Source organism: Fonticella tunisiensis (assembly GCF_004364155.1).
GTDB lineage: Bacteria > Bacillota > Clostridia > Clostridiales > Caloramatoraceae > Fonticella > Fonticella tunisiensis.
Genome location: NZ_SOAZ01000042.1, coordinates 1 through 13964, shown reverse-complemented (window position 1 = coordinate 13964; position 13964 = coordinate 1). Strand labels below are relative to the sequence as shown.

Annotated in this window: 13 protein-coding genes, 7 tRNA genes, 1 rRNA gene, 1 pseudogene and 1 other annotated feature; of the genes and pseudogenes, 20 read left to right on the top strand and 2 right to left on the bottom strand. The window is 36.8% G+C overall.

Annotation, left to right across the window (positions count from 1 at the left end):
• The 11 genes from rrf to EDD71_RS14480 all read left to right on the top strand — a co-directional run.
• Positions 1 to 88 (top strand): 5S ribosomal RNA (gene rrf / locus EDD71_RS14530); the annotation flags it as partial.
• Between the two features lie 132 nt (positions 89 to 220).
• Positions 221 to 297: transfer RNA gene (locus EDD71_RS14525), tRNA-Ile, on the top strand.
• 132 nt (positions 298 to 429) lie between these two features.
• Positions 430 to 505 (top strand) — tRNA-Ala (locus EDD71_RS14520).
• Positions 506 to 652: 147 nt separating this feature from the next.
• Positions 653 to 729 (top strand) — tRNA-Asp (locus tag EDD71_RS14515).
• Between the two features lie 4 nt (positions 730 to 733).
• Positions 734 to 808: transfer RNA gene (locus tag EDD71_RS14510), tRNA-Thr, on the top strand.
• 304 nt (positions 809 to 1112) lie between these two features.
• Positions 1113 to 1598 (top strand): HD domain-containing protein, encoded by a 486-nt coding sequence (locus EDD71_RS14505; protein ID WP_133629445.1) that lies wholly within the window; start codon positions 1113 to 1115, stop codon positions 1596 to 1598.
• 129 nt (positions 1599 to 1727) lie between these two features.
• On the top strand, positions 1728 to 2411 hold the full coding sequence (locus tag EDD71_RS14500; protein WP_133629444.1) for a response regulator transcription factor: 684 nt from the start codon (positions 1728 to 1730) through the stop codon (positions 2409 to 2411).
• Between the two features lie 154 nt (positions 2412 to 2565).
• On the top strand, positions 2566 to 3801 hold the full coding sequence (locus EDD71_RS14495) for an ATP-binding protein (RefSeq protein WP_166636504.1): 1236 nt from the start codon (positions 2566 to 2568) through the stop codon (positions 3799 to 3801).
• A gap of 10 nt (positions 3802 to 3811) precedes the next feature.
• Entirely contained in the window at positions 3812 to 4702 is an 891-nt protein-coding gene (locus EDD71_RS14490; protein WP_133629442.1) for a GerMN domain-containing protein, read from the top strand.
• A 168-nt stretch (positions 4703 to 4870) separates the two neighbouring features.
• A complete protein-coding gene (locus tag EDD71_RS14485) occupies positions 4871 to 5392 on the top strand; it encodes a transcription repressor NadR (RefSeq protein ID WP_133629441.1) in 522 nt (173 codons plus the stop codon).
• Between the two features lies 1 nt (position 5393).
• A complete protein-coding gene (locus tag EDD71_RS14480) occupies positions 5394 to 8093 on the top strand; it encodes a UPF0182 family membrane protein (RefSeq protein ID WP_133629440.1) in 2700 nt (899 codons plus the stop codon).
• 66 nt (positions 8094 to 8159) lie between these two features.
• Here EDD71_RS14480 and EDD71_RS14475 read toward each other — a convergent pair whose 3' ends face one another.
• Positions 8160 to 8345: a hypothetical protein gene (locus EDD71_RS14475; protein ID WP_133629439.1), complete on the bottom strand. Its 186-nt coding sequence runs from the start codon at positions 8343 to 8345 to the stop codon at positions 8160 to 8162.
• A 143-nt stretch (positions 8346 to 8488) separates the two neighbouring features.
• Positions 8489 to 8687 (top strand) — a binding site (T-box leader).
• A gap of 55 nt (positions 8688 to 8742) precedes the next feature.
• Between EDD71_RS14475 and serS the strand changes: the two genes are divergently transcribed.
• The 4 genes from serS to EDD71_RS14455 all read left to right on the top strand — a co-directional run bounded on the left by serS (position 8743) and on the right by EDD71_RS14455 (position 10469).
• Entirely contained in the window at positions 8743 to 10026 is a 1284-nt protein-coding gene (gene serS, locus EDD71_RS14470) for a serine--tRNA ligase (RefSeq protein WP_133629438.1), read from the top strand.
• 72 nt (positions 10027 to 10098) lie between these two features.
• Positions 10099 to 10189 (top strand) — tRNA-Ser (locus tag EDD71_RS14465).
• Positions 10190 to 10199: 10 nt separating this feature from the next.
• Positions 10200 to 10290 (top strand) — tRNA-Ser (locus tag EDD71_RS14460).
• Positions 10291 to 10393: 103 nt separating this feature from the next.
• Positions 10394 to 10469, top strand: a tRNA-Arg gene (locus EDD71_RS14455).
• Between the two features lie 91 nt (positions 10470 to 10560).
• Here the strand turns inward: EDD71_RS14455 and EDD71_RS14450 are convergent.
• A pseudogene (locus tag EDD71_RS14450) lies at positions 10561 to 10887 on the bottom strand (tyrosine-type recombinase/integrase); the annotation flags it as partial.
• Positions 10888 to 10987: 100 nt separating this feature from the next.
• Here EDD71_RS14450 and EDD71_RS14445 point away from each other — a divergent pair.
• The 5 genes from EDD71_RS14445 to EDD71_RS14425 all read left to right on the top strand — a co-directional run bounded on the left by EDD71_RS14445 (position 10988) and on the right by EDD71_RS14425 (position 13887).
• Entirely contained in the window at positions 10988 to 11494 is a 507-nt protein-coding gene (locus tag EDD71_RS14445; RefSeq protein ID WP_341472350.1) for a hypothetical protein, read from the top strand.
• Between the two features lie 2 nt (positions 11495 to 11496).
• Positions 11497 to 12441, top strand: a complete 945-nt coding sequence (locus EDD71_RS14440) for a minor capsid protein (RefSeq protein ID WP_133629437.1) — start codon at positions 11497 to 11499, stop codon at positions 12439 to 12441.
• Between the two features lie 2 nt (positions 12442 to 12443).
• Positions 12444 to 12605 (top strand): CPCC family cysteine-rich protein, encoded by a 162-nt coding sequence (locus tag EDD71_RS14435; protein WP_133629436.1) that lies wholly within the window; start codon positions 12444 to 12446, stop codon positions 12603 to 12605.
• Positions 12606 to 12666: 61 nt separating this feature from the next.
• Positions 12667 to 12876, top strand: a complete 210-nt coding sequence (locus EDD71_RS14430; protein WP_133627066.1) for a hypothetical protein — start codon at positions 12667 to 12669, stop codon at positions 12874 to 12876.
• Between the two features lie 294 nt (positions 12877 to 13170).
• On the top strand, positions 13171 to 13887 hold the full coding sequence (locus EDD71_RS14425) for a transposase (protein ID WP_133629435.1): 717 nt from the start codon (positions 13171 to 13173) through the stop codon (positions 13885 to 13887).
• The last annotated feature ends 77 nt before the right edge of the window (positions 13888 to 13964 follow it).

Genomic DNA, 13964 nt, shown 5'->3' with positions numbered 1-13964 from the left:
CGTTCCCATTCCGAACACGAAGGTTAAGCCCTGTAACGCCGATGGTACTGAGCTGGAGACGGCTCGGGAGAGTAGGTAGCTGCCGGATGAATAACGCCTGGCGATAGGGAGTACAGGGTAAGTAACCCGCTCCCATCCGAGCCAGGTCGGTTAAGCCCTGCAGGGCCGATGGTATTATGGCGGAGATGCCATGTAAGAGTAGGAAACTGCTGGATAATTTGGGCCTTTAGCTCAGTTGGTTAGAGCAACCGGCTCATAACCGGTTGGTCCGGGGTTCGAGTCCCTGAAGGCCCACCAAAAAAGAGTACAGAAGTCAGAGGTGAGAGGTCGGAGATCTTAGCCTTGGACTTCTGAACCAAAATCTTGTCAGATAGGATAGTAAAGACCCCAAGGAATCCCAGGGTGTCTGACTTCTGACATCTCATATATGGGGGTGTAGCTCAGTTGGGAGAGCACCTGCCTTGCAAGCAGGGGGTCAGGAGTTCGAATCTCCTCATCTCCACCAATACAGAGGACAGAAGTCAGAGGTGAGAGATCAGAGACTTAAATCCGAGATTTCTGAACTTAAACCTTGTCAGATAGAATGGAAAAGACCCTTAAGGAATACTAAGGAGTCTGACTTCCGACATCCAATCTTTAATAGCTCTTATACGGCCTAGTAGCTCAGTTGGTTAGAGTGCCGGCCTGTCACGCCGGAGGTCGAGGGTTCGAGCCCCTTCTAGGTCGCCAAAATGCCGGCTTAGCTCAATGGCAGAGCAACTGACTTGTAATCAGTAGGTTGTAGGTTCAAGTCCTATAGCCGGCTCCATAAAGAAGGTAAGGAATTTTTCCTTACCTTCTTTGTTATATTTATGGAAATTAACTTGTTGTGCTAGATAAATTTACAGATGGCGCTGCGATAAAAAATATATTTCATTCACTTTTGCGCTTAGCAAAGAAGTTCTAAGGCTCGGGATTTAAAAAATGTGAATTTCATATATTTTTTATCTTCCCTCAGTCTCTGCTGAACTAGCACAATGCGTTAAATTAATTAATATTTAAAAAAATATAGTTTTATATTACAATTAAAATATATTTAATGTGTATGTTTAAATGTTGGGGGAAACCATAATATGATTTACAGGATAAAACAATTTATCTGGGGGATAACTGCAAGGGTAAATGAAGATGACAAAATGTTGATTGACATATATTTAGATGAGCATGAGAAAAAGATGTTTTATTCACTTCCTACATATGAACAGGCCCACAGCATAAGGGTAGCAAGGGAGGTAATAAGGGAGAGTAAAGAAAGGGGTTTATATGATATTATAGTAATTAAAGCAGCCTTACTCCATGATATAGGTAAGATAAACACCGGTTTAAATATAGTCACAAAATCCATTATGGTAATAATGGATAAGTTATTTCCCAAATTTATAAAAAGACTTACGTTTCTTGATATGGTATATGCCTATTATAATCATCCTGAAATGGCTCTTAAATATTTGAATAAGCACAATGAATATATAAAATATCTCATTAAAAACCATCATAATTATCATATAAAAGAAGACGAAAAACTAGTAATTCTCCAAAAAGCAGATATGAGCTGTTAAAAATTTATTTAAAGTTCTTAATAATATGTAAAAGATTGAAAAATAAGTAATATTTTGATGGATAATATTGAATTTTTGATTTATTAAGTATAATATTGTTATGAATAGAGATTATTAGGAGGGTTATCAATGGATTATAGAATTTTGATTATAGATGATGAAGAAAACCTGGTTAAGGGAGTAAAATATAATCTTGAACTCGATGGATATAGTGTTGATGCATCTTATGATGGAGAAGATGCCCTTAGAAAAATGGACAGCAATATATATAATTTAATAATCCTTGATGTTATGCTTCCAAAGATAGATGGATTTACACTTCTAAAGAAGATAAGGGAAAGATCTTCTATACCCGTTATAATGTTGACTGCAAAGGGGGAAGACGAGGATAAGGTCAAAGGTTTTGAATATGGAGCAGATGATTATTTAACTAAACCCTTTAACATACTTGAACTTAAAGCACGCATTAAAGCACTTCTGAGAAGAACATATGATCTCGTTGCCAATAAGAGCGAGATTATAAGGAGCGGGGATATAATGATAGACGTTCCTTCAAGAAAGGTAAACGTCGATGGAAGGCCTGTTGATTTAACATCAAAGGAGTTTGATATATTATTCCTTCTCGTTACAAATCCAGGGAAGATTTACAGCAGAGAGACCCTGCTTGAGATAATATGGGGATATGACTATTATGGAGATTCAAGAACAGTAGATGTCCACATTAGAAGATTAAGAGAAAAGATAGAAAAGGACCCCGGCAATCCTCAATATGTACTAACTAAGTGGGGAGTTGGTTACTATTATAAAGGATAAAATATTTAAAAAATCTATAAGGAGCAGGATAATGACTTCATATCTGATAATTATAACCTTTTCCCTGCTCCTTATTAACTTTTTAGTTTATTTAACCCTTCAAAACAGTTATATTAGTTCAAAAAAGGATGAACTCTCATTATATGCAAGTACAATGGCTGATAAAGCTGTTGAAGGGGGATTTGGAGGGGATTACAATAGTTATTTTATAAAGAATGTTGCCTCTTCAATAAGCAGTCAGGCTAAGGCGAGGATTTTTATTACAGACAGTAATGGAAAAATAGTTATCGATTCAGAGGATAAGCTAAATAATACCAGAATAGATAATTTATACGAAGTACAGGATGCATTAAAGGGAAACACCTCCTGGGGAAGTCATAATAATATACTTTACGTTTCCAATCCCATTAAATTAGGGGGAAGGGTTATAGGATCCGTTTTGATGTCCTATTCCCTTGAGGAAATTTATAAGACTATCTTTTCGGTTCATAAAACCCTGGGTATAATATCTTTTCTTCTTCTCATTATTGTTATGGTATTTAGCTATATCATGACCGGTATAATAATAGAGCCAATCAAAAACGTTATAAATGCAATTGAATCCATGGCGGAAGGAAATCTTGATCAGAGGGTAGAGGTTAAAGGAAATGATGAAATTGCAAGGTTGTCAATTGCCTTTAACAATATGAACGAAAAGATAAACCTTATGGATAGGGAAAGAAGACAGTTCGTTGCAGATGCTTCACATGAGCTTAAATCTCCCCTTGCAAGTATTAAGGTATTGGTGCAATCGCTTCTTGCGGGAGGAATTAACGATAAGAATATATCAATGGAGTTTCTTGATAATATAGATAAAGAAATAGACAGGCTTTCAAACATAGTTGGAAATCTTCTTGAACTTACAAAGCTTGATGGAAGCTATGGTTTAAAGATTGAAGTATTTGATTTAAATGATTTATGCAAAGATGTAATAAAGAAAATAAACCCCATTGCATCTACAAGGAATGTAACTATAAGATATGAGGGAAAAAGTATACTTATAGAAGGTAACAGGGATAATATTTTTAGGGCGATATATAATATAGTAGAAAACTCAGTTAAGTATTCAAATCCCAACAGTTATGTTGACGTATGGACACATAAGGGCTCCAAGGCAAAAATATATATAAAGGATACGGGAATAGGTATTCCTGAGGAGGATATACCGAGGATATTTGAAAGGTTTTATAGAGTTGACAAAACCAGGGATAGAAAAACCGGAGGAAGCGGGCTTGGGCTTTCAATAACAAATGAAATAATAAAAAGGCATAAGGGGGAAATACATGTAAAAAGTAAGGTAGGAGAAGGAAGCCTTTTTATAATAACTCTACCTTATAAGTTTGAAGGATAGGAGTGAAATTATGAGGCGGATAGCTGTAGGAATTCTTCTCATCACCCTTTTTTTTACGCTCCCAGGGTGCTATAAAAATGAAAAAAGGGATGAAAATAGATATAGCATATCATCTATAACTGGAGAACAGGAGGAAATGGTAAATATAATTCTTTATTTCCCCGACAGCAATGCAGAATATTTAATACCTGAAACACGGCTTGTTAAATTCAACAAATCCCTTGAAAATACTGTAATTAAAGAGCTTTTGAACGGACCTTCAGCAACTGATATAGAAAGTCCTATACCGGAGGGGACAAGGTTAATATCCATTGATAGAAAGGGAGACAGAGTAACACTTAATTTTTCAAAGGAGTTTATTAAAAATCATCCTGGAGGAAGTACGGGGGAAACAATGACCATTTTTTCAATCGTCAACTCCCTTACGGAAATTCCTGGAATCAAAGAGGTTTTATTCAAGGTAAATGGAAAGGCATATGAAACCCTTGCAGGGCATATGATTTTTAATGAACCCTTCAAAAGAAATAGAAGCCTGTTTAAAAGGGGTAGAAACTTAAACCCATCGCAGGTTTTGAAAAAGCAGATGGAACTTGAAAAGCAGGGTAAATGGCTCGAAGCCTATTTACTTATGTCAGATGATGAGAACAATCCCGACAGGAAATATTATCACGACTATGTAAAGGAAATGGAAGAAGTTAAGGGATTAGGCTTTACTCAGCAGGATTTTGTAGTTGGAGGCTATACAATAGAAAAGGGAAGCAACAGGGCAAGTGTTAAGGTAAATTTCTATATTGAAGGTGGGGACGGAAGTAAGCAGCCTGGAGATGATCTATATTTCAACTGTGTAAATATAGAGGAAGTGTGGATGGTTGATTGGCTTACGTCACAGGACATGGATTAAGGGATGAAATGACGTCCAAAGTGTGTCATTTCATCCCTTTGGTTTAATTTGTAAAAATATTATGGGAAACTCGAAAATTATAGTATAATATATATTAAAATCCTGGGAATTGAAGTGAACAAATATTATTTCAGCTTAATATACGTTAAATAAGGAAGGAGGATTGCTATGAAGGGGGACGATAGAAGAAGAAGCATACTTAATCTGCTCAAAGGCTCCAGGGATCCTATAAAGGGATCCGAGCTTTCGACAAAATTAAATGTAACAAGGCAGGTTATAGTACAGGATATAGCCCTCCTAAGGGCAGAGGGGAATGATATAATAGCTACTCCCCAGGGATATATTCTTCTTCAAGGAGCATTAGGTGGAGTGAAGAGGGTAGTTGCGGTTAAGCATAGTGAACACGAGGTAGAGGACGAGCTTAAGACAATAATATCTCTGGGTGGAAAGGTTATTGACGTTACCATAGAGCATAAAATTTACGGAGAAATAACGGGAAAGCTGATGCTAAAATCTATTTATGATCTTGAACAGTTTATTGAAAAGCTCAATAAAAATAACTCAAAGCCTCTGTTACAGCTTACAGGGGGAGTTCACCTTCATACAATAGAGGCTGATGGTGAAGAAATTATGGACAGTATAATATCAAGGCTTGAAGAGAAGGGTTATTTGATATCACAGGAGGTTTAATATGAAAAAAGGTATAGGTAAAGCTGCGGCGATAATAATTGGACTGCTTTTTTTATTATTTCTTCTATCCAGCTTTATAGTTGATTTTCAATGGTTTAAAGAGGTAGGGTATGTAAATGTGTTTTTAACCTCCATAAAAGCTAAGGTTTTAATATTTGTGCCTCTTATTGTTATTTTCTTTATAACAATAAACCTGTATTTGAGGTATTTAAGAAGGGGTTTCTTAAGGTTTAACAATATTGTATATGACAGGAAGACATTGTCGACGCAAAACATGGCTATCAATATAACCTCCATTTTGCTTTCTTTTATAATAGCTTCAGCTTTTACAGGTTCATTCTGGTATAGAATACTTGAGTTTTTAAATGCTACAGACTTTAATGTGAAGGATCCTATTTTTAATATAGATGTAGGATTTTATATGTTTAAGCTTCCTTTAATAGAGGGAATGCTTGGAGTACTTATTACGATAGTTGCTGTACTTGTGCTTGGGGCCATAATATTCTATGGGGCATCAAGGGCAAAGGATGGGTTAAGAAGCCCTGGAGGGTTTATAAAGATGCATGAAAGCCCTGAAGGCAAGTTCATTGCAAAGCAGATTGCAATATTTGGTGCAATACTACTTATTTTACTTTCAGCTTTATTTTACATAAAAGTGTTAAACCTCGTATATTCTTCCAGAGGAGTAGCCTTTGGTGCAAGTTATACAGATATTAAGGTGAGCCTTCCGATGTACAGGATTATTTCAGTATTTTGCATCATCTCTGCCTTTGTGATAGCTTTTTCTATTATTAGAAAAAAGGCTAAGATTATAATAGGAACTGCTGCATTTATGGTACTTCTTATAGTTTCTGAGAGGTTAATATCCTTTGGTGTAGAAAAGTTTATTGTGGCTCCTAATGCGTGGAACAAGGAAAGGCCATATTTAACATATAATATTGATTTTACAAGGAAGGCCTTTGGACTTGATAATATCAAAGTAATTGACTTTAAACTTGATGACGTTTTAACCCAGAAGGATATAGATGAAAACAGAGGTACGATAGATAACATAAGAATAAATGAATTTGCACAGGCCCTTGAAGTATATAACCAGATTCAGGCCATTAGAAATTACTATAGATTTAATGACGTTGATATCGACAGGTATAATATAGGAGGAGAACTAAAGCAGGTTTTTGTTGCACCAAGGGAGCTTGACAATTCAAACCGTGAGTCAAAGTTTCAAACATGGCAGAACAGGCACCTGTTTTACACCCATGGTTATGGAGTTGTAATGTCCTATACAAATACCGTTATGTCTTCAGGGTTGCCCCAGTTTATAATGAAGGATATTCCAACACAGAGCGAGTTTATAAAGGTTGATAAACCTCAGATATACTTTGGAGAGCAGAATGATGATTACATCGTTGTTGGTGCTAGAAGCAATGAAATAGATTATCCCTCTGGCAATGACAATGCCACAACAAGGTATGATGGAAAGGCAGGAATCCCTTTAAACTTCTTTAATAGAATTTTATTCACATTAAACAAGGGTACGTTAAATTTCCTTCTGTCAAACGATATAACGTCTAATAGCAGAATAGTTTTAAATAGAAATATAGTTAACAGGGTAAAAAAAATAGCACCATTTATAAACTATGATGAGGATCCATACCTTGTGGTATCAAATGGAAGGATTTACTGGATAATAGATGGATATACAACGTCAAGCAGATATCCCTTTTCAGAGCCCTATGATGGAATTAATTATATTAGAAACTCAATTAAAGTGATTGTAGATGCCTATGATGGCACTGTTGATTTTTATCTGGCAGATGATAGCGACGCTGTTGCAAAAACAATAAATAAAATATACAGCGGCCTTTTTAAGAGCCTTGATAAAATGCCGGAGGATTTAAAGAACCACCTGAGGTATTCAGAGGATGTATTTCTTATACAGTCCAGGGTATATGAGAAGTACCATATGACAAACCCATCTGTATTTTATAACAGTGAGGATCTTTGGAGCATTGCCAAATATAAGGAGGTAAACGGAGAAGACAGGAATGTTGAGGCTGTTTATCAGGTTATGAGACTTCCAGGGGAGGAAAATGAAGAGTTTCTTCTTACAATACCCTTTACCGTTGCTAAGAAGGAAAATATGGAAGCATGGCTTGCAGCAAGAATGGATAAAGAGAATATGGGTAAGATGGTTCTCATCAGATTTCCAAAGGATAAGTCTGTGCTGGGGCCCAATCAATTTAATTCAAAAATCAATTCAGATACTGAGATATCAAGCCAGCTTTCCCTATGGAACCAGCAGGGATCACAGGTTATTATAGGAGAAACCAATATAATACCTATAAATAACTCCCTTATATATGTAAGGCCATTATACCTCAGGGCTCAAAGTGGAAGCAGCCTTCCTGAGCTTAAGAGGGTTATAGTAGGTTTTGGAGAGAAGGTCGTAATGGCTGACAGCATAGAAAATGCCTTTGTGAAGCTTTTCAATACTAAAATTGTAGAAGAGCCTTCTGCACAAACTCCACCTGAAGAGACTCAGGTTGATGGCAGTATAAGGGACCTCGCAAACAGGGCATCGGAGCTTTTTACAAAGGCACAGGAAGCTCAAAGGGCAGGAGATTGGGCTGCATATGGAAATTACTTAAAGGAGCTTGAAGACGTTCTTAGAAAACTTAAGGATGCTTCAAACAGATAAAACAAAGCTGGAGAAAAACTTCTCCAGCTTTGTTAGTAAGGCAGGTTAGGCAGCTTTACAAACTAATTACATAATGCCGTTATTTTGTGATATAGCATAGTTATCAAGGCTTTCTGCCTTTTTAATAAGCTCCTTTTTTGATATCAATCCTTTTTCAATAAGAAGCTCCACGAGGCTTGTAATAATGAGAGTATTTTTATAATCTATTTCCTTAAGGTTTGCAATTTGATATAAAATATCTACTTCGCTCATTTCCATCCCCTCCTTTTATAATTGTTGACATGGTTTATTTAGTTTATACATGTAATAAAAATTTTTAGGGGGAGGGAATATATCCATAATTCATTTAACTTCATTGTTGTATTTTAAAAAAATAGTGGTATAATATTAATAAAATTAAACTGATGATGGGAAATAGTAAATAGTTATAGGGCTTCAGAGAGCTAACGGTTGGTGAGAGTTAGTGCTTTATTCTATTGAATCCATCCCTGAGGGTTTGCGATGAGTAAAACGGATGCAGCCGTTACACTGCAGAGAGAGGGCCTTGTGGCCAATTAGGGTGGCAACGCGGAACCATAGCCTTTCGTCCCTTGTTTTGGGATGAAGGGCTTTTTGATTTGAATAAATGATGTGAAGGAGGATGTATAGAATGCTTGATATTAAGCTTATAAGAACCAATCCTGAGATGGTTAAGGAATCTATGAAAAGCAGAGACAAGAATTTTGACGTAAGCGTCATAGACAGAGTTATTGAACTTGATGAGAGGAGAAGAGAAATACTTCGAGAGGTTGAGGAGCTTAAAAATAAAAGAAACACGACTTCAAGGGAAATACCAAAGCTTAAGAAGGCAGGACAGGATGTAGAGCCTATAATGGCCGAGATGAGGGAACTAGGCGATAAAATTAAGGGGATGGACGAGGAGCTTTCAAAGATAGATGAGGAAATTAAGGACACAATCCTCAGAATTCCAAACATTCCAAACCCCAATATAGTAAAGGGTGAAAGCGATGCGGATAACAGAGAAGTTAGAAGATGGGGAGAGCCAGGAAACTTCGGATTTGACATAAAGGCACACTGGGATATTGGTACAGAGCTTGATATACTCGACTTTGAAACAGCCGGAAAGGTTACAGGTACAAGGTTTACATTTTATAAAGGTCTTGGCGCAAGGCTTGAAAGGGCATGTATAAACTTTATGCTGGATCTTCACATAGATAAACATGGCTATACTGAGATTTTACCGCCATATATGGTAAACAGAAAAAGTATGACAGGAACAGGACAACTTCCAAAGTTTGAGGAGGATGCCTTTAAAGTTACAGATACAGATTATTTCCTTGTTCCAACGGCTGAAGTTCCTGTAACGAATATATACAGGGATGAGGTAATAGATGGAAGCTTACTTCCCATAAAATTTACTGCATATTCAGCATGCTTCCGCTCAGAGGCAGGATCTGCAGGGAGGGATACAAGGGGACTTATAAGGCAGCATCAGTTTAACAAGGTGGAGCTTGTTAAGTTTGTCCATCCGGATAGCTCCTATGAGGAGCTTGAAAAGCTTACAAAGGATGCGGAGGAAGTGCTTCAGCTTATCGGACTTCCATACAGGGTTGTAGAGCTTTGCACAGGGGATCTTGGCTTTAGCTCAGCTAAGACATATGATATAGAGGTGTGGATGCCAAGCTACGGAAGATATGTTGAAATTTCAAGCTGCTCAAATTTTGAAGATTTTCAGGCCAGAAGGGCTAATATAAAGTTCAGGCCCGATGCAAAGGAAAAACCAAGGTATGTTCATACGTTAAACGGCTCAGGCCTTGCCGTTGGAAGAACAGTAGCTGCAATACTTGAAAACTTCCAGCAGGAGGATGGAAGCGTGATAATACCTGAAGTTCTAAGGCCATATATGGGTGGCATAGATAGAATTACCAGATAAAACAAATAAAATATCGGACATTTTATGTTGACAGTATATATACTTGTTGATATAATAGTAAATGTCCGATATGGAGAGATGGTCGAGCTGGTTTAAGGCACCGGTCTTGAAAACCGGCGTAGGGGTAACTCTACCGTGGGTTCGAATCCCACTCTCTCCGCCATATAAAATGTGGAGAAGTACTCAAGTGGCCGAAGAGGACGGTTTGCTAAACCGTTAGTAGGGGTAACTCTAGCGCGGGTTCGAATCCCGCCTTCTCCGCCATAAAAGCCGCACTATGTGCGGCTTTTATAATCTTGTTTAGCATTTTCCAGTAAAAACATTTGATTTTTATGATAGTATGTGATACTATAATCATGTTGAATATGTACCCGTAGCTCAGTGGATAGAGTAGCTGGCTACGAACCAGTTGGTCGGGGGTTCGAATCCCTCCGGGTACACCAAAACCCTGTAAGTTCAAGGCTTGCGGGGTTTTTATTTTTCTCAAATATATAGTTTTCCCACACTTTTCCCACACCAGGAAATAAGATTCAACTATGCAAATAAACTGTTTAGCTTTTCAGCAGCAGTAATTTTTTCTTTTGGCATAACATGAGTATATATATTTGCGGTTATTGATATGTTGCTGTGCCCTAATAATTCTGAAACGGTTTTTAAGGGAACACCAGCTTCAAATAGTTTAGTAGCATATGTGTGACGCAAATTGTGAAACTTACGATATGGGATATTAGCTTTTTTTAGCACTCTTTCATAGGATCTTAATAAGTTTCGTGCATCTATGTTTTTACCAAGGTTAGTTGTAAAAACATAGTCGTTATCAATGTATGATGCCCCGGCTTTAATTTTCTCTAATTTTTGCTTTTTCTCATTTTCCTGTAATAAAGGTACAGGAAAATGTATTCCGGTGTGTTCTATAAGCGGTACATTTTAGGTTTATGGGTAATGGCCGAGGGTATTATCTATGATATGTTTAATGAGGACATACACAAGGTTCCGACGATTGACAGGCCTTACACCGAATATTATGTGTCCTGACTATGGTTCTCAAAACCCTACTACCTTTGGATTGTGGGGAAAGTATCAGGGGGAATGGTACAAGGTGAAGGAATACTACTATTCGGGAAGAGATCAGGCAAAGCAAAAAACTGATGAGGAGTTCTACCAGGACCTTGAGAAGTTTGTTGGAGACTTAAAAATAAAAGCTGTTATTGTTGACCCTAGTGCTGCATCCTTCATAGCAACTATAAAGAAACATGGTAAATTTGCGGTTAAGAAAGCAAAGAATGATGTGCTTGATGGAATAAGGAACGTTTCAACGGCGCTAAATCAAGGAATGATACTCTTTAATGATTGTTGCACAAATACATTTGAAGGGGTAACATATTATATCCTTCAGGATGATAAGCTCATCCTGGACAGTGAGAAATACCTTGAAGTTGAAGAGTATGGGGAAACACCGGTAAACTAGCAGTGGAGCTTGAGCATACTCTTACAAAGGGTTTTATGTCAGGTGCCAGTATTCAAAAGATGTCTATGGAAATTGCGGACACAATGCAAGTTGGTGAATTTGCTGCTACAAGGCTAATAAGGACGGAGACAACATATGTAGCTAATATGGCAGAACTTGCAGCATACAAAGAGGCTGGGGTTGAAAAGCTTATGTTCTTAGCCACGTTGGATTCAAGGACCTCGGATATATGCAGAAGTAATGATGGGAACATAGTGCTTGTTGAAAAGGCGGTGCCAGGGGAGAATATACCTCCACTACATCCAAACTGTAGAAGTACAACAATAGAAGTCTTTGAAGATGATGATTTAAGTAAACTTAAAAGAAGGGCAAGAGACCCAGAGACAGGCAAGAATAAAACGATACCTGCAAACATAACTTATAAAGAGTGGTATGAGGAGAATGTGGTCAATAACCCTAAAGCTCAAGCAGAGGAAAAGAAATTTAAGAATAGGGCTAGTGATAAGAAACAGTTTGAGAGATATAAAGAAATACTTGGTAATAAAGTCCCTAAATCATTTGATATGTTTCAGGAATTGAAGTATAATAATGCTAATGAATGGAAAAAATTAGAGCAGTTATATAGCGATACAAAGAGTGGTAAGGTATGGTTAAGTGCTGATTTTTCTAGTGATAAGAAATTTAACATGCATGTAGAAAAGCACTTAAAAGAGTATGGAGATATTACTAAAGAAGAGTATTTAAATATAGCCAGAGAATTATTAGCGTCACCTGTTAAAGGAGATATTGAGGGGTTTAAAAGTAAATTAGGCTTTGTATTCAGGTACAATAAAGCAATAAATGATTTTGCGTTAGGTAGAGCAGATGGAAAGATATCCACATTATTTAAACCTAAAGATGGTTATAAATATTGGGTAGAACAAGTAGAAAAATATAAGGAGGAATAATTATGAAATGTCCAGTATGTGGGGAAGAAGTAGATTTATTTGATATTTGTGATAATTGCGGTTGGCAAAATAGCGGACCATTGGAGGGTACTGCCAAAGGACCTAATAAAATGAGCTTACAGGAAGCTAAAGAGGCTTATAAAAAAGGAAAAAAGGTAATGTAAAGGCACTTACTAAATAAAAATAGTAGGTGCTTTTATTATGCCTGAAAGTGAGGTAAGAATAATGAGTGATAATTGGAAGCATAGAAGTGAGAGCATGAGATGTAAAACTTGTATATGGTTCTGCCCGAAAGAGAGTCTGGACGGGGTTACACATTTGGGGAGGTGTAGAAGACATGCTCCTACAATGAATGGATACCCTGTAGTATTTGTAAATGATTGGTGCGGTGACCATAAGCTAAATGAAAATAACTTTATAGAACCAAATGAATGAAAGTAAGTCTTTGCAATAAGGCTTTTTTATTTTCGCCTTTTTACAGTAGTTAATTGCAGGCGTAAAAGAACAAAGGCTACAAACTATCTCGTGGACACAACCACGGTAAAAAGTGAAGATAGGAGGTTTTGAAATATGGAGTGGTTAATTACCTAAATTTCGTACAAACAAAATGGTTTAAATTTCAATAATCTTCCATATGTATATTTCCAAAAAATAACTAAAGGATAATACCACGCCATCATGTATAATTTTCTTACTACAAAAAAATCAAAGAAAGGCAGGTATTATCCTATGAATAATGTTACCTTCTCTCAGACTAACTGTAAAGAAGAAACTACTTCCACATGGCTGGCTGCTGTTATGCAGTTTGGACTTAAAATCAACTTTTTTGACCCTCTAAAAGAGTTTAAGTTGAAAATGAAAGAAGTCGAGTATTCTGTCTATCAAAAACTTATCACTGTAATTATGTCTGTAGCAATGGGATGCGAGTACATGAAAGATATTAATGAAAAGCTTGCACCTGAGGTTTTAGCAGCAAATATGTTTGGCATGGACAGAATTCCAGACCAATCTCAAATTAATGGACTTCTAACTCGTATGGACAGCGATAGTATTAAGCAGCTTAAGGATATTCACCATAAAATATTTATTGAAAATAGTAGTTCCATCTTATCCACACATACGGTAGTCGTGGATATTGACCAATCGGGTTTAATAGCCAATGGTAAAACATACGAACTTGCTGATAAAGGTTATTTTGCCAAGAAGAAAAATCAAAGAGGCTATCAGCTAGCCGCTGCTTTTACAGGCGAAGCCTCAGAAACTATCACTATGAAACTTGACTCTGGTAATACCCACTGTACAGAGCATTATGATGAATTACTACATGATGTTTTGTCAAAATATCAAGAGCAACTTCGTAACGGAAACTTGATTCTAAGAACAGATAGTGGCTTTGGTTCTATGGATAATATTGAAAAGCTCACTAACTGTTACACAGCACAATAAAATATGCTGATAAAGTCACAATATAATACCCTCAAAATAATAAAAAATGATTCTAAAAACAGCAGATTAAATAAACT